The organism is Phytopseudomonas dryadis, assembly GCF_004327355.1.
Taxonomy (GTDB): Bacteria; Pseudomonadota; Gammaproteobacteria; order Pseudomonadales; family Pseudomonadaceae; genus Aquipseudomonas; species Aquipseudomonas dryadis.
On the sequence record NZ_QJUM01000014.1, the window covers coordinates 1 to 23,672 of the forward strand.

Sequence of the window (23,672 nt, forward strand, 5' to 3'; positions counted from 1 at the left end):
TGCAGTCATGCGTAAATACCTGACTGGCGTCTGGGCTTGCCTGAAGCTCGGTGTGCCTTTCGATTCATCCGAGCTATTCAGCAATGAACACCTGAAAAACGCTTGACCACTAACAGAGTATCTACAGCCACAGCCGCGTAGGAGCCGCGCCCCCGCGGCGATTGGCGGGCGCGACGCGGTTTGGCGTGAAACAGCATAGCTTTCCGGCGCCGGGAGCAGCCATGGCCGTCAGCAGCAAAACGCGCATTGCCTGTAGCTTGCCGCCGCTCAGCGGTATAGATCAGCGCGCGTCCAGGGCAGGTCGTGGCTGCCGTCGGCCCGGGGTTTGAGCGCGAGTATCTGGTGCAGGCTCATCCAGCCACGGGCGAAGCCATAGGCGCAGCCCGCCAGGTACAGCCGCCAGATGCGCACCGCCCGCTCCGGTACCAGCCGCGTCGCCTCTTGCAGGCGCGCTTCCAGGCGCGCACTCCAGTGCTCCAGGGTACGGGCGTAATGCAGGCGCAGGTTTTCCACATCCACCACTTCCAGGCCGGCGTCGCCGAGGTGGCGGGTGATGGTCGACAGGTGCGGCAGCTCGCCATGGGGAAACACGTAGCGGCCGATGAATTCGCCAGCGCCGCGTCCCACCGGGCGGCCATCGCTGTGCTTGGCGGTGATGCCGTGGTTCATCACCAGCCCGCCGTCCTTCACCGCCGCGAACAGGCGCTGGCAGTACAACGGCAGGTTGGCGTGGCCGACGTGCTCGAACATGCCGACGCTGACCACCTTGTCGAAGCGGCCGTCCTGGGGCAGGTCACGGTAGTCCTGCAGCTCCAGGCGCACCCGGTCGTCCAGCCCCTCCTCGTGCACCCGCTGGCGGGCCAGTTGCAGCTGGGCCTGGCTAAGGGTGATGCCGTACACCTCGACGCCGAACTCCCGCGCGGCCAGGCGGGCCAGGCCACCCCAGCCACAGCCCACGTCCAGCAGGCGCTCGCCGGGCTGCAGGCGCAACTTGCGGCACAGATGGCGCAGCTTGGCCAACTGGGCCTGTTCCAGGGTCTGCTCGGGCGACTCGAAATAGGCACAGGAGTAGACCATCTGCTCATCCAGCCAGAGCGCGTAAAAGTCGTTGGAAAGATCGTAGTGGTAACTGATGTCGGCGGCATCGCTGGCCTTGTCGTGACGGCTGTAGCTCGCGTCGCTTTCCTCGACCCCGCCCAGCAGTGCCTGACTGAGCGCATCGCCCAGCGCGATCACTTCGTTGATCGCGCCCTCGATCTCGCAGCGCCCCTCGACATAGGCGCTGCCCAGGGCATCGAGGCTGGGCTGGGCCAGCTGCGAGAGCATGCTCGGGTCCCTGACCACCAGAGTGACCTGCGGCTGCGGGCCGAGATCAAGCTGATTTCCGTCCCACAGGCGTATACGCAGTGGCAGTTGCAGGTCACGCAGGACGGGCGGCAAATAGGCAAGCATCGGACACCTCCACCGTTTTGACGAACAGATCAAGCGTAGACCAGTTGTTCGCTGCCCGCGGCTATCAGCGCAGTGAGTCCGTCACGTCCCGGATCGACAGCTCGGGCACCGGGCGGCCCTGGATCAGTTGCTCGTCCACCAGCCGCACCACGTCCGCCTCGCTGCGGACCCGGTACCAGGCGCCGGGCGGATAGACGCTCAGGGTCGGCCCCTGGTCGCAGGGGAACTGGCACTGGGTGCGGGTGATATGCACACCGCCCTCACACTCCAGCCGACCGGCCGCCTTGACCCGCTCGCGCAGCGCCTTCCACAGCGGCAGCGCGCCGCGCCGGGTGCAGCGCGGACCGTTGCACAGCAGCACGCGGTAGGCATGGGTGGGGATCTTCGACCAGGCATGGCTGGCCGGCAGGGCCGGCACGCCGACACAGCCCAGGTGCAGCTCCGTCCGCTCGATCAGCGCGCAGGCCGCGGCGGCCGCATCGGCATCGAGCTGGCCGAACAGGCTGGTGACGAAAACGCGTGAAGGATCGGTCAGCGCCGCCAGTTCGCTGCGCAGCCAGTCGACATGCTGGCTGCCGCTCTGGGCTTCGAGATCGATCACCAGCAGCGTCCCGCTACCCTCACGCACACACTGCCAGAGGTCATCGTAGCCCGCCGTAGTATCGACGATCTGCGCCAACGCATCCTGCCCACGCAACTCGATCAGGCGGCCACGAAACAGCTCGGCGAACGATCCCGACAGCAGATCCGGGCCAGCGAACAGCACCTGGGCGTATGGCGTGGTGGTCATGGGGAGGCTCCGGAAAAAGGGCGGCAGTCTAGCAGCGCTGCAGGGGTGAGGCTTCAAGAGGTGGACTACGGTCAGGACAATCGCGCTATGGCGTCATCGTGTGAAAGACACTCGATGAAAAGCGCTGGAGGCTGGAGGGCTGAACGAGAAACCTCTGTTTTCCTGCGTGCTCGGGCTGCTTTTCGCTAAGCCTCCAGCCTTCCAGCGCTGTTTTCGGCTCTTCGAGCGCGTAGCCTGGGTTGAGCGAAGCGATACCCGGGATGGCCTTGATTCGGTGCACGCCTTGAGAGCGCTCCCCGGGTTTCGCTGCGCTCTACCACGGGCTACAGAGTGTCGAGATCTCCTGGAAAATGCTCTTGAACTCCATCGCTCAGCAGCGCCTGCCAGAGCGCTTCGGGGTCGGTGAACGCCCTGTCGGCCGCGGGCAACGCCGGACGCTGCAGCAGCAGCACCGGCAGGCCACGCTCACGGGCCACCTGCAATTTGTGTTCGGTGGCGGCGCTGCCGCTGTTCTTGCTCACCAGCACATCGCAGGCCAGGCGCTCGAACAGCGCCCGCTCGTCCGCCAGGCTGAACGGCCCGCGGGCGCCGATCACCTCGGCGCGCGGCGTGCCAGGCAGGCTCTGCAGGCAGCGCACCGTCCAGTGCTGGTGGCCGGGAATCTCGTGCAGATGCTCCAGCGGCTCGCGGCCAAGGGTGAACAGCGGCCGGCGGAACGGGCGCAAGGCCTCGATCAATTGCGCCCAGTCGGCCACCTCGCGCCAGTCGTCTGCCGCCGACGCCTGCCAGCCGGGCCGGCGCAACGCCCAGCAGGGAATACCGGCCAGGCGCGCGGCGCGGGCAGCGTTATGGCTGATCTGCGCCGCATAGGGATGGGTGGCGTCGACCAGCAGGCCGATGCCGTGCTGGCGGATAAAGGCGGCCAGACCCTCGGCGCCGCCGAAGCCGCCGACGCGCACCTGGCAGGCCAGGTCGTCGGGCACCTTGCCCAGGCCCGCCAGGCTGTAGCTATGCGCCGGGCCGAGGCGGCGGGCAATGCCCAGGGCCTCGCCGATGCCGCCGAGCAGAAGGACCCTGCTCACGCTGCCGTCCCCGCCGGCTTGCTGACCTGTAGCAGGGTGATCGGCAGCGCCCCGCGCCAGGTATCGAAGCCGCCGAGCGGCTGCGCTCGCGCCACCTCGATGCGGGTCAGCTCGCCGCCGTGCTCGCCGCGAAAGGCGATCAGCGCGGCTTCGCTCTGCAGCGTCACGGCATTGGCCACCAACCGCCCGCCGGGCTTGAGCTGGCGCCAGCAGTTGTCCAGTACGCCGGCAGCGGTGACGCCGCCGCCGATGAAGATCGCATCCGGCGCCGCCAGGCCAGCCAGGGCCTCGGGCGCCCGCCCGGCCACCAGTTGCAGGCCCGGTACGCCAAGGGCATCGCGGTTGTGGGCGATATGCGCCTGGCGCCCCGCGTCGGCCTCAATGGCGATGGCCCGGCAGCTCGGGTGCGCGCGCATCCATTCGATACCGATGGAGCCGCAGCCGGCGCCGACATCCCAGAGCAGTTCGCCGGGCAATGGCGCCAGACGGCCCAGGGTGATGGCGCGCACGTCGCGCTTGGTCAGTTGCCCATCGTGGCGATAGGCGTCGTCCGGCAGGCCAGGCGTGAGCGGCAGACGCCGGGCGCCCTCGCCTGCCACACAGTCGATCGCCACCAGGTTGAGATCGGCCGCGCGATCCAGCGACCAGCTGTCTGCCTGGCCATCGATGCGCCGCTCCCGCGCACCACCCAGGTGCTCGAAGATGCTCAGCCGGCTGGGGCCGAAACCGCGCTCGCGCAGCAACCCGGCAATGGCTGCCGGGCTGCTGCCATCGCTGCTCAGCACCAGCAGGCGGGCGCCGGGATGCACCTGCGCATTCAGCGCCGCCAGCGACCGGCCGACCAGCGACACCAGTGTCGTGTTCTGCAATGGCCAGCCCAGGCGCGCCGCCGCCAGCGAGCAGGACGAAGGCGCCGGCAGGATATGCAGCTCCTCGCTTGGCAACTCACGGGCCAGACTGGCACCGACACCGAACAGCATCGGGTCACCGCTGGCCAGCACGCAGACCGGCGTGCCGCGCTGCGCCAGCACCGGCGCCAGGGAAAACGGCCTGGGCCAGGCCAGGCGCGTGGCGCTGATGCAGCGCGGCAGCAGGGCCAGCTGGCGTTCGCTGCCGAACACCTGGCCCGCCTCGAGCAGGGCATGCCGCGCCGCCTTGCCGAGGCCGGGGTAGCCGTCTTCGCCGATCCCCACGACGGTCAGCCAGAGTGTCATCCGTTTTTCCTCATCCTAGAAGCAGCCATAAGCTGCAAGCCTCAAGCGACAAGCCAAAGCGGTCAGCACCCGGCTTCTGGCTTGCCGCTTGAAACTTGTCGCTTGCCGCTGATCCACGCGGCTTTTCATCCGGGCGGGCAAAGCGGGCATAATAGCGCCTTCGTCGGTGCCCGGCGGACATCCGCGGGCCGAAGAGGGAACACGGTAAAACATTCCAAGCCGTGGCTGCCCCCGCAACTGTATGCAGCGAGCGCATCGCCAACCGCCACTGGGCAACCGGGAAGGCCGGCCATGCGCCATGACCTGCGAGCCAGGAGACCTGCCGACGGATTCAGTCGCGTGTGCCCACACCGGGCGGGGTGCCCCGGTGACAGAATCCGATCACGATCCGCTGAGTGGGGTCGTGGCCGGATGCTCAGGCCGATCCTTCAGCGGATGTGCATGCGACCCGACTGTTGGTGATCCGTTGAAACACACCCTGTACGTGCCGTCCGCTGCCCTTCGCCCCTCGGCCTGTCCGGGGTTGCTGCGTATCGTGCAGGCCAAGGACGGCGGTATCTGCCGGATCAAGCTGGCCTGTGGCCGCCTCGAGGCCGCCCAGGCCGAACGGCTGGCCGAGGCGGCGAACCGGCATGCCGGCGGGGTGATCGAGGCCACCAATCGGGCCAACCTGCAGATCCGCGGCATCCGCGCCGGCACCGAGGACGCGCTGATCGCCGAGCTGCTGGAGGCCGGCCTCGGCCCGGCGTCTGCCGGCGCCGATGACGTGCGCAACCTGATGGTCAGCCCCGCCGCCGGCCTCGACCCGGCGGCGTTGGTCGACGTGTCGCCGCTGGCCGCGCAGGTGCTGGCCACCCTGGAAAACACCCCGCGCCTGCACGCGTTGTCGCCCAAGTTCGCCCTGCTGCTCGATGGCGGCGAGCGCCTGGCCATGCTCGAACACCCCCACGACATCTGGCTTTCGGCCATGCACCTGGAGGGGCGAACGGTTTACGCCTTCGGTCTCGCCGGCTGCCCGCCAGTCGCGGCGGACGATGCCCCGGCCCTGGCAGCGGTGCCCGAGGCGCACGCCCATGACCTGGTGCTCGCCCTGCTCGACCTGTTCCTCGAGCTGGCCACGCCCGAACAGACGCGCATGCGCCATCTGCTCGTTACCCACTCACCCAGCGAGCTGCTGCAGCGCCTGGGCGAACGCCTGGGGGATGTGCTGCTGACAGCGGATGATTGGCGGCGTGGCCCTGCTGCGCCCCAGGCTCATATCGGCATCGGCGCTCAGCGCCAGACTGGCCGACTGCATGTCGGCGGCGTTCCGCCACTGGGTCGACTCGAGGCTGACCAACTGCTTGGCCTGGCCGCTCTGGCTCGCCGCCTGGGCGACGGCAGCCTGCGCCTGACGCCCTGGCAGAGCGTGCTGCTGCCCAACGTCGCCGCCAGCGACGCCGAGGCCGTGCTGCAGGGCTTGCAGCGCCTGGGGCTGATCTGCACCGCGGAGCATCCGCTGGCGCATCTAATCGCCTGTACCGGCTCGGCCGGCTGCGCCAAGGGCCTGGCCGACACCAAGGGCGACGCCCGCCAACTGGCCGAGCGACTGGCTTGCGCCAGCGCACGACCGGGCATCCACCTCAGCGGCTGCAGCCGCTCCTGCGCCGCCGCCCACCGCGCGCCACTGACCCTGCTGGCCGTGGCCGAGGGTCGCTACGACCTGTTCGCCCGCCGCGCCGACAGCAGCGATTTCGGCCAGCCTCTGGCTCGCCATCTGTCACTCGAGGAGGCCGGCGATCTGCTGGCCTCGCTTCCCGATACCTGGAGTTCCAGCCGATGACCGACTACATCCGCGATGGTCAGGAGATCTATCGCCATTCCTTTTCCATCATCCGTGGCGAAGCCGATCTGCGGGCGATTCCGGCGGATCTGGAGAAGCTCGCGGTGCGGGTGATCCACGCCTGCGGCATGGTCGACGTGGTGCAGGATCTGCGCTTTTCCGCGGGTGCCGGCACGGCCGGGCGTCAGGCCCTGGCTAATGGCGCACCGATCCTCTGCGATGCGCGCATGGTTGCCGAAGGGGTGACCCGCGCACGTCTGCCGGCCAACAACCCGGTACTCTGCACCCTCAACGATGCGGGCGTGCCGGAGCTGGCCAGGCGCCTGGGCAATACCCGCTCGGCGGTGGCCCTGGAGCACTGGCGCGAACACCTGCAAGGCGCGGTGGTGGTGATCGGCAATGCGCCCACGGCGCTGTTCTACCTGCTCGACATGCTCGCCGCCGGCGCGCCCAGGCCGGCGCTGATCCTCGGCTTCCCGGTGGGCTTCGTCGGCGCCGCCGAATCCAAGGATCTGCTCGCCAGCAGCCATGCCGAGCATGGCGTGCCCTATGTCATCGTCCAGGGGCGTCGCGGTGGCAGCGCCATGGCCGCCGCCGCGGTCAACGCCCTGGCCACGGAGGTCGAATGATGACCGGCAAGGGCCGCCTGCTCGGCCTGGGCGTGGGCCCCGGCGATCCCGAACTGATCACCCTCAAGGCCCTGCGCCTGCTCAAGGCGGCGCCGGTGGTCGGCTATTTCGTGGCCAAGGCCAAGGCCAGCGTCGGCCAGGGCGGCAATGCCTTCGGCATCATCGAGGCGCACCTGCAGGACAGCCAGCAGCGTCTGCCGCTGGTGTACCCGGTGACCACCGAAAAGCTCGAGCCGCCGCTGTCCTACGAAGCCGTGATCAGCGATTTCTACGACACCTGCGCCAGCCAGGTCGCCGAGCACCTCGACGCCGGCCGCGACGTGGCGGTGATCTGCGAGGGCGACCCGTTCTTCTACGGCTCCTACATGTACCTGCACGACCGCCTGGCCGGGCGCTACCAGGCCCAGGTGATTCCCGGCGTCTGCTCGATGCTCGGCAGCGCCGCGGTGCTCGGCGCCCCGCTGGTGTACCGCAATCAGAGCCTGTCGGTGCTCTCCGGCGTATTGCCCGAGGACGAACTGCGCCAGCGCCTGCGCGACGCCGAGGCGGCGGTGGTGATGAAACTGGGGCGCAACTTCGACAAGGTGCGCCGGGTTCTGCTGGAGCTCGGCCTGCATGAGCGCGCGCACTATGTGGAACGGGCGACCATGGCCAACCAGCGCATCGTGCCCCTGGACGAGGTCGAGCCCATGGCCTCGCCGTATTTCTCGATGATCGTGGTACCGGGCGAGAAATGGCGGGGTTGAAAGAAGCCGGCGGTCTTGTAGGAGCGTCGCCCTCGGCGCGAATCAAGCGTGACTGCAACGCCATTTCCGCGTTGTCCTTTCCATTCGCCGCGGGGGCGCGGCTCCTACAGAAGCCCCTTCCCGCCTGCATGCATACAGCCCTCTCGCGCCCGCCACGGACAATGAAATTTCAATGACTTCTTCACCCGCCCTCGTCATCCTCGGCCCCTCTGCACTGGCCACCGCCCGGCGTATCCAGGCGCTTTATCCACAGGCGGTCATCCACAGCCTGCGCGGCCGCGCCGAGGGCGACCGGCCTTACGATGATTTCGCCGACACCCTGCGCGAGCTGTACCGTGCCGGCACCCCGATCATCGCCCTGTGTGCCGCCGGCATCGTCATCCGCAGTCTGGCCCCGCTGCTCGCCAGCAAGGGCGCCGAGCCGCCGGTGCTGGCCGTGGCCGAAGACGGCAGCGCCGTGGTGCCGCTGCTCGGCGGCCTGGGCGGGGTCAATCGCCTGGCCCGGGAGATCGCCGCACACCTGGGGGTGACGGCAGCCATCACCACCAGCGGCGAGCTGCGCTTCGGCACCTGCCTGCTCGAGCCACCCGCCGGTTACGCCCTGGCCGATATCGAGCAGGGCAAACGCTTCGTCGCCGACCTGCTCGGTGGCGAGTCGCTGCGTATCGAAGGCGATGCGCCCTGGCTGGCCGACGCGCGCCTGCCGCTGGCCGAACCGGCCGGCCGGCGCCTGCTGATCAGCGCCGAACGGCGCGCGCCGCAGCGCGACGAGCTGCTGATCCACCCACGCCTGCTGCTGGCCTGCGTCGACCGCCCGTTCGACGCGCTCGAACAGCGGGTGGCTCAGGCCATGGCGGCGGCCGGCCTGGCGCCACAGGCCTTGGCCGCGCTGCTGGCGCCGCCCGCCGCCATGGCCGATGCCGACTTGCAGCGGGTAGCCCGCGCGCTTGGCGTGCCATTGCGTTTCGTCAGCGCGGATCAGCCATTGCCGCCCCTTCACCAGCGTGCCCCGGGCATCGAGCTGCGGCTCGCCGACTCCCCGGCACAGGCCGCCCGCATCGGTCGTCCGCGCGGCCGCCTGAGCGTGGTCGGCCTCGGCCCCGGCGCCGCCGAGCACATGACGCCGGCCGTGCGCCAGGCGCTGGACGCCGCCGAAGACCTGCTCGGCTACGAAACCTACGTGACCATGGCCGGGCCGCTGCGTGACGACCAGGTGCGCCATTGCAGCGACAACCGCGAAGAGTTGCAGCGCGCCCGTCACGCCTTCGAACTGGCCGCCAGCGGCCGGCGCGTGGTGCTGATCTCCTCCGGCGACCCCGGCGTATTCGCCATGGCCGCCGCCGTGCTGGAGGCCCTGCAGGCGAGCGATGCGCCGGCCGAATGGCACGCCGTCGAGCTGGAGGTCCTCCCCGGCGTCTCCGCCGCCCTGGCCACCGCGGCCAAGGCCGGCGCACCGCTGGGTCACGACTTCTGCCTGCTCTCCCTGTCCGACAACCTCAAGCCCTGGGCGGTGATCGAAAAGCGCCTGGAGCATGCCGGCGCCGCGGACCTGGCCATGGCCTTCTACAACCCCATCTCCAGGGCACGCCCCTGGCAGCTCGGCCGCGCCCTGGAGATCGTCCGCCAGCATCGCGCAACCGACACCGTGGTGGTGCTCGGCCGCGATATCGGCCGCCCCGCCGAAGCCCTGCGCGTGCTCAGCCTGGGCGAGCTGACGCCGGAGATGGTCGATATGCGCACCCTGGTGATCATCGGTTCCAGCACCACCCGCCGCTTTCCCAGGGGCGATGGCGGCGAGTGGGTGTATACGCCGCGCAGCTATCCGGCGCGGTAAGGCAGGCCGAACCCAAAACCCGGTTGCAGGGCCGTTGCAGCGGTCGCGCGCCCTTCCCCTGTCGTTCTCGACTATCCACAGGTCGCAAGCGAAGGCCGGTATACCCGAGCAGCCGCGTAGGTTATCCGCAGGTGGACACCAAGGCCCGTGCCAGACGTGTCCGTAACCAGATAGCCAGCGGGGGCGGACATGAGCGCGATCACCTATACACAGCAACAGGCACAGGTCGATCCGGGGATTCTGCGCAAGGTCATCGCCGCCTCGGCCATCGGCAATTTCGTCGAATGGTTCGATTTCGCCGTCTATGGTTTTCTCGCGGTGACCATCGCCGCACTGTTCTTTCCCCAGGGCGATCCGACCCTGGCGCTGCTGCAGACCTTCGCCGTCTTCGCCGTGTCCTTCGCCCTGCGGCCCCTGGGCGGAATCGTCTTCGGCATTCTCGGCGACCGCATCGGCCGCAAGCGGGTGCTGTCGATCACCGTGCTGCTGATGGCCGGCGCCACCACCCTGATCGGCCTGCTGCCGACCTACGCCAGCATCGGCCTGGTCGCGCCCCTGCTGCTGGCCCTGGCGCGCTGCCTGCAAGGCTTCTCCGCCGGCGGCGAATACGCCGGCGCCTGCGCCTTCGTCATGGAGCACGCGCCCACCGAGCAGAAGGCGCGCTATGGCAGCTTCGTGCCGGTGTCGACCTTCATGGCCTTCGCCTGCGCGGCGGGCATCGTCTTCGCCCTCGGCCTGTTGCTCGATGAGGCGCAGATGCAGGCCTGGGGCTGGCGCGTACCCTTTCTGATCGCCGCGCCCCTGGGCCTGATCGGCCTGTACATGCGCCTGCGCCTGGACGAGTCGCCGGCCTTCCAGGCCCTGGCCGCCCAGGAGCATCCGGAACATTCGCCACTCACGGAAACCCTGCGCAAGCATGGTGCCACCATCCTCTGCCTGTCGGCGTTCATCTCCGCCACGGCGCTGTCGTTCTACATGTTCACCACCTACCTCACCACTTACATGCAGGTGGTCGGCGGCGCGACCCGCCCGACCGCGTTGCTGGCCAGCCTGGCGGCGCTGCTGTTCGCCGCCCTGCTCTGCCCCTTCATTGGCCGCTATTCGGATCGCGTGGGCCGGCGCCGCACCATCCTCACCGCCGGGGTGGCGCTGATCGTCGCGGTGTACCCGGCGTTCACCCTGGCCGCCTCGGGCACCCTGCTGGCCTCGGCGCTGGGCGCCATGCTCCTGGCGGTGGGGGCGGTGACCTGCGGCGTGGTCACCGCCGTGCTGCTCTCCGAGCAGTTCCCCACACGGGTGCGCTACACCGCCTCGGCCTTCACCTATAACCTGGCCTACACGGTATTCGGCGGCACCGCGCCGCTGGTCGCCACCTGGCTGATCGAGCTGACCGGCAACCGCATGTCGCCGGCCTTCTACCTGATCGCCATCGCCTTGCTCGCCCTGGTCGGCGGCATGGCGCTGCCGGAATCGTCGAAGCGCTCGCTGGACTATCAGCCGGGCTAGGTGTTTGCGTGCACAGGGGATTCCTCTCGGCCTATGGGCGCCAACACTTGCGTCAAGCCGCGCTGCAAGTCAGCGTCGACTTGAATGAACGCTTAGAACTCACACCACGCAGGCTTGGACAAACGCCCTGACCAAGGGCGACAGCTCGCCCTTCAGCACAGCACGTTCTGGCTGGAAGAGGGTTGCAAAGAAAAAAGGATGATCACTGAGTTCTACCGCCCGTATCTCGCCAGTCGCGTCATCGGCGGCGCCACGCAACGAGCCTGAGAGGAGAGCTTGCCTGAACGCTGGGTTCAATCCGTAGCGGCAACGATAACCCTCGAATATCTCCGTGGCTCCGTAAATCTCGGCGAGGCCACTGTGGTTGAAAATATTTACTTTCTCAGTGGTTTCGACGAGCGAGCAAGCGAGCGGGGAGATGACTGGACATGCGCTGTCAGGAGACGACTCTGCGTGGTCGGCATCGACCCAACAGAGAACGTTGCGGGCGTACTCGATGATGGCGTGCTGAAATCCACCACATGTACCAAGGAAGGGAACCCGCGCTTCCCTGGCGTAACGGATGGCAAGAAGTGCGCCGTCCATGCTGCGGTAAGGCGTGGCGGGGACGCACCAGATGCCATCGAATCCAGACACGGACTCGATACCGACAATCCGGTCAGTGGGAAGCCACTCAAACGCGACGGACAACCCCAGCAATTTCCCGGTGGCTTGCAATGAAAGCGCAATGCCACGATGCGCAAGCACAGTGTCATCGAACTCACCGACCAGCCCAATTCTAATGTTGTCCACGAATTCCCCTGTGAAGGCTAACGTCCCGCTTGGGTGAAGCAGGCGGCTTGAATCACGTGTTGTTGGCGCTACAAGGCGACACGCTACTGGGGCGCATCTCTTTCAAGTGTCTTCAACGGAACGGGCTTAACCCGCCCAACGACATGACGCGTTGTTATGCCTGATAGCGCAAAGCTTGACAAAGCAAACGCGTTTTTCGGCTCTTGATACCCCCGAAGAAACAATGTCCGGAGCAACGACCCCGTCATGGAGAGTCAGAGCTCAAGAGAGCGCCAGGGCCTCGATATGCCGGTACTCGGCGCCAAGCTCGCTGGCCATCTGCCGCGCTCGACCAAGGCGGATCGGCGCGCATTCGATATCCACCAGCAGGGCCGGACACGGGCTGGGCGCCAGCCTTGGCCAGTCGCGCAGGCGGCCGTCGGTGAGCACCAGCAGGCGCTGCTGCTCGGCCGGCTTCAGGCGCTGGCGGCGCAGCAGCCAGTCATGGGCCTGTTGCAGCGCCGGCACCAGCGGCGTGCCGCCGCACGCGCCCAGTGCCTCCAGCCAGGCCCGCAGTGCGCCCGAGGCCTTCTGTCCCTGCCAGTGCCAGTGCGGCTGGGCGCCTTGCGCGTCGACCACGGCAAGGCGCGCACGCTGCCGGTACGCCCGCTCGAACAGCGCGCCGAGCAGGCCCTTGGCCTGGCCCAGCGCGCCATGCCGGCGGGTGGACGCCGATGCGTCGATGACCACCAGCCACAGCTCGCCCGGTGCACGGTGGCGCGCTTGGTGCAGCAGGTCACGGCGACTGGTCGGACGCCCGCGCAACAGGGTGCCGAGCCAGTCGATGCGGCCGTCCTCGGCGGGGCGGCGCGCGCCGCTGCGTCCGCCAGCCTGTTTGCCCGGTGTGGGCCGCGCATCCAGCCCCGCGGTGGCGGGCGGGCGGATGCTCAGGGCTTTTTTGGCCAGCGGGGCGGTTCGCGCCGTTCGCCAGTGGCCTGGCGCTGAGCCGGCAGCTCGCCCCACTGGCCCTCGCCAGCGGATGGCGGCTCGCTGGCCGGCTGTGGCGGCGGGCTGTGGGGGGACTGCGCTGGCGGCGCGGCTGGAGCCTGGCGCCGTCGATGACGCAGGACGAAATCGGCCACCGCCTCGATGTCCTCCTCACTGATGCGCGGCGCGCCACGCCAGGCGGCGTGGGCACGGGCGGCGCGCAGCCAGACCAGGTCGGCGCGCAGGCCGTCGACCCCGGCCTCGAAGCAGCGCTGGGTAATGGCCTGCAGCGCCTGATCGTCGAGGGCGATGCGCGGCAGCTGATCCCGGGCGCTCCGGCAACGCTGGGCCAGGGCGTTCTGCGCCTCGGCCCAGTGGGCGAGAAAGGCCTGCGGGTCGGCATCGAACGCCAGCCGGCGCCGGACGATCTCGGCCCGCTGCGCGGGTGGCGGCTGGCCATCGAGGGCCAGGTTCAGGCCGAAGCGGTCGAGCAGTTGCGGGCGCAGCTCGCCTTCCTCGGCGTTCATGGTGCCGATCAGGATGAAGCGGGCGCTGTGGCGGTGGGAGATACCGTCGCGCTCGACATGGTTGACGCCGCTGGCCGCCGCATCGAGCAGCAGGTCGACCAGATGGTCGGGCAGCAGGTTGACCTCGTCGACGTAGAGCACGCCGCCATCGGCCCTGCTCAGCAACCCCGGGGAAAAGCTCGCCCGGCCTTGGCCCAGGGCGGCATCCAGATCCAGGGTGCCGACGATACGTTCCTCGCTGGCGCCCAGCGGCAGGGTGACGAACTGGCCAGTGTGCAGCAGCTCGGCCAGGCCCCGGGCCAGGGTCGACTTGGCCATGCCCCGCGGCCCCTCGATCAGCACGCCGCCAATCGCCGGATCGACCGCCACCAGGCACAGCGCCAGTTTCAGCGCGTCGGCGGCGACCACGGCGGCGAGGGGGAAATGAGGGGCATCGGTCATGGCGACATCCGGCAGACGGCAAAGGCGCCATTGTAGAACAGCCCGCCAGCGCATACCCAAGGCCATCGAAATCGACAGCGTCATTCTGCTATGGTCGGCGGCCGCGATCCTCCGGCGTGATCGCCATGAACAGGGAGAACATCCGTGCGACTGTGTATTTTCTGCGGCTCCAACGCGGGCCGTGACCCCGTCTACTTCGAGGCCGCCACCCGCCTCGGCCAGGCCCTCGCCAAGGCCGGTATCGGCCTGGTCTATGGCGGCGCCTCGGTCGGCCTGATGGGCGCCGTGGCCAACGCGGCGCTCGAGGCGGGCGGCGAAGTGATCGGCGTGATCCCGCGCTCGCTGTGGGAGAAGGAAGTGGCCCATACCGGCCTCGACGACCTGCGCATCGTCGACTCCATGCACCAGCGCAAGGCGCTGATGGCCGAGCTGTCCGACGGCTTCATCGCCCTGCCCGGCGGCGTCGGCACCCTGGAGGAACTGTTCGAGGTGTGGACCTGGGCACAGTTGGGGCACCACCAGAAGCCCTGCGCCCTGCTCAACGTCAACGGCTACTACGACCGCCTGGCCGCGTTTCTCGATCACATGGTCGACCAGGCCTTCGTCAAGGCGCCGCACCGCGAGATGCTGATCGTCGAGCAGGATATCGACGCACTGCTGGCGGCGATCGACGGCTACCAGGCGCCCCAGGTGGGCAAGTGGATCGGCAGGCAGGAGACCTGAGTACCTGGCCAGCCAGAGCCAAGCGTTGACCGATGAAACGCGATAAGGCGATAGCAGCCATTGAGCTGCAAGCCGCAAGCTAGAAGCTAGGCAGCCTGTAGGATGGGTGAAACCCATCAATTGCCGATGGGTTGCACCCATCCTACGACCGGCCGCTATCGCCTTTTTGCAGCCGTACATGAAACGTCTACAAACGGCATGCAGCAGATCGTGAATCGGTTCCAGGGCTTGCAATCGACCACCGCGATGAATTAACGTCGAGCCCATTCAACGGAGCCTCGCATGTCCCCATCCCTGATCCTGAACAGCACCCGCCTCGATGCAGCCTGCATCGTGATCGCGCGTGCCCAGGCATCCGTGACGGCGGCGGCTTACTATTTTTATGGGTATTGGTTTAGCCACAGGCGCGCCTGATACCCCACAGGCGCCCTAGCAACCCAGGGTCGCCACCAGACAGTTTCTCGAAACCCCCGGTCGGCCACCCGACCGGGGGTTTTGTTTTTTCCGGCCGAAAACGGCCAGCACACCGAGGATCGCAGCATGAACGCATACACCCGCTACCCCGCCTCTTACCGCTACGACTGGCGATTTACCGACAGCCGCGCCGCTCATCCACTCAATCGAACATCCCATCGCCCCAGATAGTGCGCCGCGCGCGGTAACGTCCGCGCCGACCGAGGAAACCAGCATGTCCGTAGCCGCCAATTCCCGCTCCACCGCCAAATCCGCCGATCTGCACCTGGTCGCAACAAAGACCCGCCGCCAGACCTCGCCGCTGCCCAGTGCCAGCCAGTTGCGCGAAGAACTGCCACTCTCTGCCACCCTCGCCCGCCAGGTGCAGCAACAGCGCCACTCCATCCGCGCCATTCTCGATGGTCACGACCCGCGATTGCTGGTGGTGGTCGGCCCCTGCTCCCTGCACGACGACGCCGCCGTACTCGAATACGCCGAGCGCCTGGCAGCCCTGAGCCAACGGGTGGGTGATCGCCTGCTGCTGGTGATGCGCGCCTACGTCGAAAAACCGCGCACCACGGTGGGCTGGAAAGGCCTGGTCTACGACCCGGCGCTCGATGGCAGTGGCGATATGGCCGAAGGCCTGCGCCGCTCGCGGCAACTGATGCTGCGCATGCTGGAGCTGGGCCTGCCGCTGGCCAGCGAGATTCTGCAGCCGCTGGTGGCTGGCTACTTCGACGACCTGCTCGGCTGGGCCGCCATCGGCGCGCGCACCAGCGAATCCCAGGTGCACCGTGAGCTGGTCAGTGGCCTGGACATGCCGGTCGGCTTCAAGAACGGCACCGACGGCAGCCTCGGCATCGCCTGCGACGCCATGCGCTCGGCGGCCCACGCGCACCAGCACTTCGGCGTCGATGGCCATGGCCGCCCGGCCCTGGTGCAGACTCAGGGCAACCCGGACACCCACCTGGTGCTGCGCGGCGGCCACGGCGCCCCGAACTACGACGCCGCCAGCGTCGCCACGGCGCGCGCCGAGCTGGAACGCCAGGGCATCGCCCCGCGGATCATGGTCGATTGCAGCCACGCCAACAGCGGCAAGAACCCGCTGCGCCAGCCCGAGGTGCTGCGCAGCGTGCTCGAGCAGCGCCTGGCTGGCAACGGTGCGTTGCGGGCGGTGATGATCGAAAGCCACCTGCTCGACGGCGCCCAGAGCCTCGGCGGCGAACTGCGCTACGGCGTCTCGATCACCGACGCCTGCCTCGGCTGGGCCGGCACCGAACGCATGCTGATCGACGCCGCGGTACGCATGCGCCACCTGGTCTAGCGCAGCCCCGTAGCCTGGCGTTGAGCGCAGCGATACCCAGGGGCACCCTTCCCCCGGGTATCGCTGCGCTCAACCGCGGGCTACAAAGCCGATGGGTGCACCCTGACAAAATTGCGGAACATCGTTCACTGCAGGCGCGATTCCGTAGCCTGGTGTTGAGCGCAGCGATACCCAGGGCACCCGTTCCCGGGTATCGCTGCGCTCAACCGCGGGCTACAAAGCCGATGGGTGCACCCTGACAAAATTGCGGAACATCGTTCACTGCAGGCGCGATTCCGTAGCCTGGCGTTGAGCGCAGCGATACCCAAGGCACCCGTTCCCGGGTATCGCTGCGCTCCACCGCGGGCTACAAAGCCGATGGGTGCACCCTGACAAAATTGCGGAACATCGTTCACTGCAGGCGCGATTCCGTAGCCTGGGTTGAGCGCAGCGATACCCAGGGCACCCTTCCCCAGGTATCGCTGCGCTCAACCACGGGCTACAAAAGCCGATGGTACTGCCAGCCCTGCGCCGTCCACTGCAGCCGATCGGTCGCTGCCAGCGCCTCGATAAAGGCGGCGTCATGGGACACCACGACCAGCGCCCCGCGGTACTGGCGCAGCAGGCCTTCGACGGCCAGCAGCGAGTCGAGATCGATATGGTTGTCGGGCTCGTCGAGCAGCAGCAAGGGCGCTGCCGGTTCGCCGTCGATCACCCCGGCGAGCGCCAGCTTCAGGCGCTCGCCACCACTGAGCCGTGCGCAAGGCAGCAAGGCCTTGTGCGCCACCATCCCGAGGTGCACCAGCCGGGTACGGGCCATCGCTTCGCTCAATCCGGGATTGACGCGACGCAGATGATCCAACGCCGACTCCGCACCCTGCAGGCAAGACAGTCGCTGATCGAGGTAGGCCAGCGGCACCTCGACCCGACACACGCCGGCAGCCGGCGCCAGGCGGCCGGCGATCAGCGCCAGCAGGGTCGACTTGCCGCAGCCATTGGGCCCGCCGATAACCAGACGGCGCGGGCCGAACAGCTCGATATCCGGCAAGCGGGCGGTCGAGAAAGGCGCGCGAACGCCCCGCAGGGCCAGCACCCGTTTAGCCTCGGCCAGGGTCACGCCGCTGCCGTACAGGTCGACGGGCACGTTCTCGTCCACCTGCGCGGCCGCCTCGCCCACCGCGGCGTCCAGCCGCTTCTGCGTGTCGTCCAGACGCTGGCGCACGCGCCCGGCGCTGGTCTCGCTACGGCCCTTCTGCCGATCCAGCAGGATCTTCGCCTGGTTGCTGTCCCGGGCGCTACGCGTGCCACTGGCCGTACGCCGCTGCTGGCGTTGCTGCTGCACCTGCAGTTCCCGCTCGCCACGCTTGCGCTCGCCGCGGGCATGCTGCAGAACCTGCTGCGCCGCCTGTCGTTCATCCAGCCGGCAGGCCCGATAGAAGCTGTAGTTGCCGCCATAGCCGCGCAACCCGGACGTCGACAATTCGACGATACGCACCATGCCCTCGAGCAGTTGGCGGTCGTGGCTGATCACCAGCAGACCGCCCGGCCACTGCCGTAGACGCTGGTAGAGCCGCTGGCGACTGGCGCTGTCCAGATGATTGCTGGGCTCGTCGAGGATCAGCAGATCGGTCTCCGCCAGCAAGGCGCCGAGCAGGGCGACCCGGGTACGCTCGCCGCCGCTGAGGGTGGCGGCGGGCGTCTCCAGCGAAAGATGACCGAGGCCGTCCTCGTGCAGCGCGGCGCTCAGGCGCTCGGCGATATCCCAACGCCCGTCGAGCGTCTCGACATCGTCGTCGCGCAGGCGCCCGCCCATGACCCGCGCCAGGGCGTCGTAAGGTGCGGCGAAGCCGGCCAGATCGACCACCCGGGCCTGGTCCGGCAAGACGATCTCCTGCGGCAGGTAACGCACCCGTCCCTGGCGGATCAGGCGTCCCGAGGTCGGCTGCAACTGCCCGGCCAGCAGCCGTCCGAGCACACTCTTGCCGACGCCGTTGCGACCCACCAGGCCGGTATGCCGCGCATCGAAGGTTTCGCTCAGCTCATCGAACAGCAGGTGGCCATTGGCGAATTGGAAGGACACGCGATCGAGCGCGATAAAGGACGAGTTCGTCATGGAAAGCTCCAGGCAATGCCGTGAATACGCGCGGCACGGGGCCGCAGCGGCGAATCACAGGTCGTGCGGACACGACGGCATCACTGGCGCATTGGACGAAACTCCTCTGGAAATGAACAGGTAGACTAAACCCAGGGTCAGGTCAGGGCAACCGAGGGGACTTGTAAAAGCCGAAAAAGCGCTGAAGGCAGCTTCAAGGCGAGAGCGGACGTTCGATTTGGTGGGCTTCATGACGTAGGGTGGACGGCGCTTCATCCGTCCACCAACCTAGCGATCGCAATGGTGGATGAAAAGAGCATCATCCACCCTACGGGGTGAGCGTCTGCTCCCGCCTTCCTCCGGCCAACGCGCTAACAGACCTCAGCTTTCCTCGCCCTCGATCAGCAGGTTCTCCAGGGCCTCGCGGTACTCGCCCGGCTCCTGCCAGAGGCCGCGCTGCTGGGCTTCGAGCAGGCGCTCGATGATGTCCTGCAGAGCGCCGGGGTTGTGCTGCTGGATAAAGTCGCGGGTATCCCGATCCAGCAGGTAGGCGTCGGTAAGCAGGGCGTACTGGTGGTCGTCGACCAGCTCGCTGGTGGCGTCGAAGGCGAACAGGTAGTCGATTGTCGCGGCCAGCTCGAAGGCGCCCTTGTAGCCGTGACGCTTCATGCCCTCGATCCACTTCGGATTGGCCGCGCGGGCGCGCACCACGCGGGCCAGCTCCTGCTTGAGGGTGCGGATGCGCGGGGTGTCCGGCTGGCTGTTGTCACCAAAGTAGCTGGCCACCCTGGCGCCGCGCAGGGTTTCCACCGCCGCCAGCATGCCGCCCTGGAACTGGTAGTAGTCGTTGGAATCGAGGATATCGTGCTCGCGGTTGTCCTGGTTGTGCAGCACCGCCTGCAGGTGCTCCAGGCGTTCGGCGAACTGCGCCCGCGCCGGCGTGCCTTCGCTGCCTTTGCCGTAGGCATAGCCGCCCCAATTCAGGTACACCTCGGCCAGGTCCGCGCGACTGTGCCACAGGCGTTCCTCGATGGCGTTCTGCACCCCCGCGCCATAGGCGCCGGGCTTGGCGCCGAAGATGCGCCAGCCGGCCTGGCGCCGCGCCTCGAGCTCGTCCAGCCCGCCGTCCTGCAGCGCCAGGGCTTCCTGCCAGACGCGCGCGGACAGCGGGTTCATGTCCTCCGGTTCGTCCAGCTCGGCGACCGCCTGCACGGCGTCATCGAACAGGCGGATCAGGTTGGCGAAGGCATCGCGGAAGAACCCGGAGACACGCAGGGTCACGTCCACCCGCGGGCGACCGAGCTGCTCCAGGGGCAGTACCTCGAAACGCTCGACCCGCTGGCTGCCGGCCTGCCACACCGGGCGCACGCCGAGCAGGGCCATGGCCTGGGCGATATCGTCGCCGCCGGTGCGCATGGTCGCGGTGCCCCACACCGACAGGCCGAGCTGGCGCAGGTGGTCGCCTTCGTCCTGCAGGTGCCGTTCCAGCAGGCGGTCGGCGGCCTGCACGCCAAGGCGCCAGGCGGTCGGCGTGGGCAGGTTGCGCACGTCCACGGAATAGAAATTGCGCCCGGTGGGCAGCACGTCTAGACGACCACGACTCGGCGCGCCGCTGGGGCCGGATGGCACGAAGCGACCATCGAGCGCATCGAGCAGGCCGTGCATCTCGGCATCGCCACAGGCGTCCAGCAGCGGCGCGATGCGCTCAGCCAGACTGCGCAGCACGGCAGCGCTGGCCGATCCGGCGAATGGCAAGTCCGCTCCTTCGATCAGCCGTAATCCGAGCAGCTCAAGACGCTCACGGGTGTCGCCGAAACTGCGCCAGGGCTCATCGCTTAGGCCAGTCAGAATGTCAGGGCGTGGGCCCGTCCACGGCGCGGCCATGTCGCAATCGAGGGGGTCGAAGTCGAGCTGCAGGTCATGGGCCAGCGCACGCAGCAGGCTGGCGTTGCCACCCTGGCCGTCACCGCGGGGAATGCGCAGCAGCGCCAGCAGGGTGTCGCGGCGCAGCGTACCGGCCGGTGATTCGCCGAACACATGCAGGCCATCGCGGATCTGCGATTCCTTGAGATCACAGAGGTAGGCGTCGAGTTGCGGCAGCCAGCTGGCCGGATCGTCGTTGAGCTGCAGGCCCAGTTCGCGATCCAGGCTGGCTTCACGCACCTTGACCAGGATCTCGCCGCGCAGCTCGGCGGCGCGGCGCAGGTCGAGCTGGCTGGCGTCGTAGTACTCGTCGGCCAGCCGCTCCAGATCACGCAGGGGGCCATAGCTCTCGGCGCGGGTCAGCGGCGGCATCAGGTGGTCGATGATCACCGCCTGGGTACGGCGTTTGGCCTGGGCGCCCTCGCCGGGATCGTTGACGATGAAGGGGTAGATATTCGGCAGCGCACCGAGGATCAAAGTCGGCCAGCAGCTTTCGGAAAGGCCGACGCTCTTGCCCGGCAGCCATTCCAGGTTGCCGTGCTTGCCAACGTGGATCACCGCCTGGGCGGCGAACACCTGGCGCATCCAGAAATAGAACGCCAGGTAACCGTGAGGCGGCACCAGATCCGGGTCGTGGTAGACCGCTGCCGCATCGACCTGATAACCCCGTGCCGGCTGGATGCCGACGAAGGTCAGGCCGAAGCGCAGACCGGCAATCATCAGCCGGCCACTGCGGTACATCGGATCATTCTCGGGAGCGCCCCAGCGCTCCAGCACGGCCTGGCGGTTGGCCTCGGGCAGCACCGCGAAGAAGCGCCGATAGTCGTCCAGCGCCAGACTCTGGGCGCAGGGGCGCAGGTCGAGGTTGTCGAGATCGTTGGTCACGCCACCGAGCAGTTGGTGAATCAGCGCGGTGCCGCTGTCCGGCAACGCATCGACCGGATAACCCTGCTGTTGCAGAGCCTGGAGGATATTCAGCGCGGCCGCCGGGGTGTCCAGGCCGACGCCATTGCCGATGCGACCGTCGCGGGTCGGGTAGTTGGCCAGCACCAGGGCGACACGTTTGTCCGCTGCGGGCGTGCGTTGCAGCTCGCACCAGCGCCGCGCCAGTTCGGCGACGAAATCCATGCCGGGCAGGTGCGCGCGGTAGCAGACCACGTCGCTCTGGCTACGCTCGCTGCGCCAGGCCAGGCCCTTGAAGCTGATGGGTCGGGTGATCAGCCGGCCATCCAGCTCCGGCAGGGCGATGTGCATGGCCAGGTCGCGCGATCCAAGGCCCTGGGCGTTACCTTGCCACTGCTCCTCGCTATCCAGGGCGCAGAGCGCCTGCAACACCGGCACGTCGCGACGGAACGGCCGCGCCTGGGGTGACTCCGGATTGGACTGGGCGAAACCGGTGGTGTTGAGGAGCACGCTCACGCTGGCTTCGTCCAGCCAGTCCTCCACCTGTTGCAGGCAGGCAGCCTCCTTGAGGCTGGCCACGGCAATGGGCAGCGGGTTGAGGCCCTGGGCCTGCAGGCGCTGGCAGAAGCTGTCGACGAAGGCGGTGTTGGCCGCCTGCACATGGGTGCGGTAGAACAGCAGCGCCGCCACCGGCGCATCGGGCTGCCACTCGGAACGCCAATCATCCAGGCGCACATCACTCTTGTGCGGGTGATAGAGGCCGACCCGGGGCAGTGCGCGCGGCGCCTCCCAGGGGTAGTCGCGCCCCAGGTAGCGGCTGGCGATGCAGTGGAAGAACTGCCTGGCGTTGTCCACACCACCCTGGCGCAGGTACTGCCAGAGGCGCTCGGCGTCCTCGGCGGCGACGTTACCCAGGCCGCTCAGCTCGGGATCGGGGCTGTCGTCGCCCGGCACCAGGATCAGCGTCTTGCCGCGCCCGGCCAACTCCACCAGACGCTCGATGCCGTAGCGCCAGTAGCTGACACCGCCATGCACGGAGATCAGGATCACCTTGGCGTGCTGCAGCACCTGCTCGACATAGAAATCCACCGAGGCGTGGTTGCCCAGTTGCGCCGGGCTGGCCAGGCGCAGACTGGGGTAGTCTTCGGGCAGATGGCGGGCGACCTCGGCCAGCAGCGACAGGTGCGAATCGCCGGTGCACAACACCACCAGCTCGGCAGGCGTCTGGCCGAGGTCGGCGATGCTGTCGGCCGGCAGTTGCTGGCCGGGCTGGGTGCGTAGGAGGTGCATTTACACGAGCCGCAAGCCGCAAGCTACAAGCTGCAAGCAGGAGCAACCCGCAGCCAGGCTTCTGGCTTTTACTTGTGGCTTGGGGCTTGCAGCTTGCAGCTTCATTCGAGCGCCGCCCTCAACTCAGCAGCGATAGCGCCATGATCGAGCTGCTGGCCGATCACGATCAGCCGGCTGACCCGGGCCTCGTCGGCCTTCCAGGCGCGGTCGAAGTGCCTGTCGAAACGCTGGCCGACGCCCTGCAGCAGCAGGCGCATGGGCTTGCCGGGGAGCGCCGCGAAACCCTTGATGCGCAGGATGCCATGCCGCGCCACGGCGTCTTTCAGCGCCGCCAGCAGGCGCGCTTCGTCCGCCTCCGGCAGTTCGACCGGGAACGAGTCGAACTCGTCGTGATCGTGGTCGTCCTCCTCGTCGTCGTGGTGGGTCTTGCGCCCGTCGATGTGCAGCTCGGTCTCGCTGTTCAGGCCCAGCAGCACGTTCAGCGGCAGCGAGCCGCCGTGAGCCTCGATCACCTTGACCGCCGCCGGCAGTTCCTCGGCCACCTCGGCGCGCACCACCGCCAGGGCGTCGGCATCGAGCAGGTCGGCCTTGTTGAGGATCACCAGGTCGGCGCTCGCCAGTTGGTCGGCGAAAAGCTCGTGCAGGGGCGATTCGTGATCGAGATTGGGGTCGAGCTTGCGCTGGGCATCGACCTGATCGGGGAACGCGGCGAAGGTGCCGGCGGCCACCGCCGGGCTGTCGACCACGGTGATCACCGCGTCGACGGTGCAGGCGGTGCGGATTTCCGGCCAGTTGAAGGCCTGCACCAGCGGCTTGGGCAGGGCCAGGCCGCTGGTTTCGATGAGGATATGGTCGAGGTCGCCACGCCGCGCCACCAGCTCGCGCATCACCGGGAAGAACTCTTCCTGCACGGTGCAGCACAGGCAGCCGTTGGCCAGTTCGAAAACGCGGCCGTTAGCCTCTTCCTCGGTGCAGCCGATGGAGCACTGCTTGAGGATTTCACCATCGATACCCAGCTCGCCGAACTCGTTGACGATCACCGCGATGCGCCGCCCGCCGGCGTTTTCCAGCATGTGCCGCAGCAGCGTGGTCTTGCCGGCGCCAAGGAAGCCGGTGACGATGGTGACGGGAAGTTTGGCGAGCGTTTTCATGGGTGGCCCTGCTGCGTCTGGAGGAACGGCGAG

General features: G+C 68.1%; 18 protein-coding genes and 1 riboswitch. Of the genes, 8 read left to right on the top strand and 10 right to left on the bottom strand.

The window, feature by feature from the left end; translation table 11 throughout:
• Window positions 1-267: 267 nt before the first annotated feature.
• From cfaB to cbiE, 4 genes are all read right to left on the bottom strand, one after another.
• Window positions 268-1,452 carry a C17 cyclopropane fatty acid synthase CfaB gene (cfaB, locus tag DNK34_RS13255; protein ID WP_131176074.1) on the bottom strand — a complete coding sequence of 395 codons (1,185 nt, stop codon included), beginning with the start codon at window positions 1,450-1,452 and terminating at the stop codon, window positions 268-270.
• Between the two features lie 64 nt (window positions 1,453-1,516).
• A complete protein-coding gene (locus tag DNK34_RS13260) occupies window positions 1,517-2,242 on the bottom strand; it encodes a (2Fe-2S) ferredoxin domain-containing protein (protein WP_131176075.1) in 726 nt (241 codons plus the stop codon).
• A gap of 323 nt (window positions 2,243-2,565) precedes the next feature.
• Window positions 2,566-3,324 carry a cobalt-precorrin-6A reductase gene (locus DNK34_RS13265; protein WP_131176076.1) on the bottom strand — a complete coding sequence of 253 codons (759 nt, stop codon included), beginning with the start codon at window positions 3,322-3,324 and terminating at the stop codon, window positions 2,566-2,568.
• On the bottom strand, window positions 3,321-4,538 hold the full coding sequence (gene cbiE, locus DNK34_RS13270; RefSeq protein WP_131176077.1) for a precorrin-6y C5,15-methyltransferase (decarboxylating) subunit CbiE: 1,218 nt from the start codon (window positions 4,536-4,538) through the stop codon (window positions 3,321-3,323). The genes DNK34_RS13265 and cbiE overlap by 4 nt, the downstream gene beginning before the upstream one ends.
• 147 nt (window positions 4,539-4,685) lie before the next feature.
• Window positions 4,686-4,879, top strand: a riboswitch (cobalamin riboswitch).
• A gap of 125 nt (window positions 4,880-5,004) precedes the next feature.
• On the opposite strand from cbiE, the gene cobG reads away from it, so the two are divergent.
• The 5 genes from cobG to DNK34_RS13295 all read left to right on the top strand — a co-directional run bounded on the left by cobG (window position 5,005) and on the right by DNK34_RS13295 (window position 11,075).
• Complete coding sequence (cobG, locus tag DNK34_RS13275) at window positions 5,005-6,360, top strand: precorrin-3B synthase (RefSeq protein WP_131176078.1); 1,356 nt, start codon at window positions 5,005-5,007, stop codon at window positions 6,358-6,360.
• On the top strand, window positions 6,357-6,989 hold the full coding sequence (locus tag DNK34_RS13280; protein ID WP_131176079.1) for a precorrin-8X methylmutase: 633 nt from the start codon (window positions 6,357-6,359) through the stop codon (window positions 6,987-6,989). Before cobG ends, DNK34_RS13280 begins: the two co-directional genes overlap by 4 nt.
• On the top strand, window positions 6,986-7,735 hold the full coding sequence (locus DNK34_RS13285; protein WP_131176080.1) for a precorrin-2 C(20)-methyltransferase: 750 nt from the start codon (window positions 6,986-6,988) through the stop codon (window positions 7,733-7,735). The genes DNK34_RS13280 and DNK34_RS13285 overlap by 4 nt, the downstream gene beginning before the upstream one ends.
• 172 nt (window positions 7,736-7,907) lie before the next feature.
• Window positions 7,908-9,569 (top strand): precorrin-3B C(17)-methyltransferase, encoded by a 1,662-nt coding sequence (cobJ, locus tag DNK34_RS13290; protein WP_131176081.1) that lies wholly within the window; start codon window positions 7,908-7,910, stop codon window positions 9,567-9,569.
• 189 nt (window positions 9,570-9,758) lie between these two features.
• The gene (locus tag DNK34_RS13295) at window positions 9,759-11,075 is read left to right on the top strand and encodes an MFS transporter (RefSeq protein WP_131176082.1); all 1,317 of its coding nucleotides are present in this window, start codon (window positions 9,759-9,761) and stop codon (window positions 11,073-11,075) included.
• Between the two features lie 99 nt (window positions 11,076-11,174).
• Here DNK34_RS13295 and DNK34_RS13300 read toward each other — a convergent pair whose 3' ends face one another.
• The 3 genes from DNK34_RS13300 to DNK34_RS13310 all read right to left on the bottom strand — a co-directional run bounded on the left by DNK34_RS13300 (window position 11,175) and on the right by DNK34_RS13310 (window position 13,801).
• Entirely contained in the window at window positions 11,175-11,867 is a 693-nt protein-coding gene (locus DNK34_RS13300) for a CTP synthase C-terminal region-related (seleno)protein (protein WP_131176083.1), read from the bottom strand.
• A gap of 261 nt (window positions 11,868-12,128) precedes the next feature.
• Entirely contained in the window at window positions 12,129-12,812 is a 684-nt protein-coding gene (locus DNK34_RS13305) for a vWA domain-containing protein (RefSeq protein WP_411269317.1), read from the bottom strand.
• Complete coding sequence (locus DNK34_RS13310) at window positions 12,794-13,801, bottom strand: magnesium chelatase ATPase subunit I (RefSeq protein WP_131176084.1); 1,008 nt, start codon at window positions 13,799-13,801, stop codon at window positions 12,794-12,796. The genes DNK34_RS13305 and DNK34_RS13310 overlap by 19 nt, the downstream gene beginning before the upstream one ends.
• 144 nt (window positions 13,802-13,945) lie before the next feature.
• Here DNK34_RS13310 and DNK34_RS13315 point away from each other — a divergent pair, with 144 nt between their 5' ends.
• From DNK34_RS13315 to DNK34_RS13325, 3 genes are all read left to right on the top strand, one after another.
• A complete protein-coding gene (locus DNK34_RS13315; protein WP_131176085.1) occupies window positions 13,946-14,524 on the top strand; it encodes an LOG family protein in 579 nt (192 codons plus the stop codon).
• Window positions 14,525-14,806: 282 nt separating this feature from the next.
• Window positions 14,807-14,938: a hypothetical protein gene (locus DNK34_RS25860; RefSeq protein ID WP_278248880.1), complete on the top strand. Its 132-nt coding sequence runs from the start codon at window positions 14,807-14,809 to the stop codon at window positions 14,936-14,938.
• 274 nt (window positions 14,939-15,212) lie between these two features.
• Window positions 15,213-16,301: a 3-deoxy-7-phosphoheptulonate synthase gene (locus DNK34_RS13325; RefSeq protein ID WP_131176087.1), complete on the top strand. Its 1,089-nt coding sequence runs from the start codon at window positions 15,213-15,215 to the stop codon at window positions 16,299-16,301.
• A gap of 478 nt (window positions 16,302-16,779) precedes the next feature.
• On the opposite strand, the gene DNK34_RS13330 is transcribed toward DNK34_RS13325, so the two are convergent.
• The 3 genes from DNK34_RS13330 to cobW form a co-directional block, all read right to left on the bottom strand.
• Entirely contained in the window at window positions 16,780-18,393 is a 1,614-nt protein-coding gene (locus DNK34_RS13330) for an ATP-binding cassette domain-containing protein (protein WP_131176088.1), read from the bottom strand.
• A gap of 360 nt (window positions 18,394-18,753) precedes the next feature.
• Entirely contained in the window at window positions 18,754-22,488 is a 3,735-nt protein-coding gene (gene cobN, locus DNK34_RS13335) for a cobaltochelatase subunit CobN (RefSeq protein WP_131176089.1), read from the bottom strand.
• Between the two features lie 101 nt (window positions 22,489-22,589).
• The gene (gene cobW / locus DNK34_RS13340; RefSeq protein WP_131176090.1) at window positions 22,590-23,639 is read right to left on the bottom strand and encodes a cobalamin biosynthesis protein CobW; all 1,050 of its coding nucleotides are present in this window, start codon (window positions 23,637-23,639) and stop codon (window positions 22,590-22,592) included.
• Window positions 23,640-23,672: the final 33 nt, after the last annotated feature.

Excerpts from the sequence above, each read along its gene's own strand:
- cobN (WP_131176089.1), bottom strand. The coding sequence starts at position 22,488 with ATGCACCTCCTACGCACCCAGCCCGGCCAGCAACTGCCGGCCGACAGC.
- DNK34_RS25860 (WP_278248880.1), top strand. The coding sequence starts at position 14,807 with ATGTCCCCATCCCTGATCCTGAACAGCACCCGCCTCGATGCAGCCTGC.
- DNK34_RS13280 (WP_131176079.1), top strand. The coding sequence starts at position 6,357 with ATGACCGACTACATCCGCGATGGTCAGGAGATCTATCGCCATTCCTTT.
- cobW (WP_131176090.1), bottom strand. The coding sequence starts at position 23,639 with ATGAAAACGCTCGCCAAACTTCCCGTCACCATCGTCACCGGCTTCCTT.
- cbiE (WP_131176077.1), bottom strand. The coding sequence starts at position 4,538 with ATGACACTCTGGCTGACCGTCGTGGGGATCGGCGAAGACGGCTACCCC.
- DNK34_RS13285 (WP_131176080.1), top strand. The coding sequence starts at position 6,986 with ATGATGACCGGCAAGGGCCGCCTGCTCGGCCTGGGCGTGGGCCCCGGC.
- DNK34_RS13260 (WP_131176075.1), bottom strand. The coding sequence starts at position 2,242 with ATGACCACCACGCCATACGCCCAGGTGCTGTTCGCTGGCCCGGATCTG.
- DNK34_RS13325 (WP_131176087.1), top strand. The coding sequence starts at position 15,213 with ATGTCCGTAGCCGCCAATTCCCGCTCCACCGCCAAATCCGCCGATCTG.
- cfaB (WP_131176074.1), bottom strand. The coding sequence starts at position 1,452 with ATGCTTGCCTATTTGCCGCCCGTCCTGCGTGACCTGCAACTGCCACTG.
- cobJ (WP_131176081.1), top strand. The coding sequence starts at position 7,908 with ATGACTTCTTCACCCGCCCTCGTCATCCTCGGCCCCTCTGCACTGGCC.
- DNK34_RS13310 (WP_131176084.1), bottom strand. The coding sequence starts at position 13,801 with ATGACCGATGCCCCTCATTTCCCCCTCGCCGCCGTGGTCGCCGCCGAC.
- DNK34_RS13295 (WP_131176082.1), top strand. The coding sequence starts at position 9,759 with ATGAGCGCGATCACCTATACACAGCAACAGGCACAGGTCGATCCGGGG.
- DNK34_RS13330 (WP_131176088.1), bottom strand. The coding sequence starts at position 18,393 with ATGACGAACTCGTCCTTTATCGCGCTCGATCGCGTGTCCTTCCAATTC.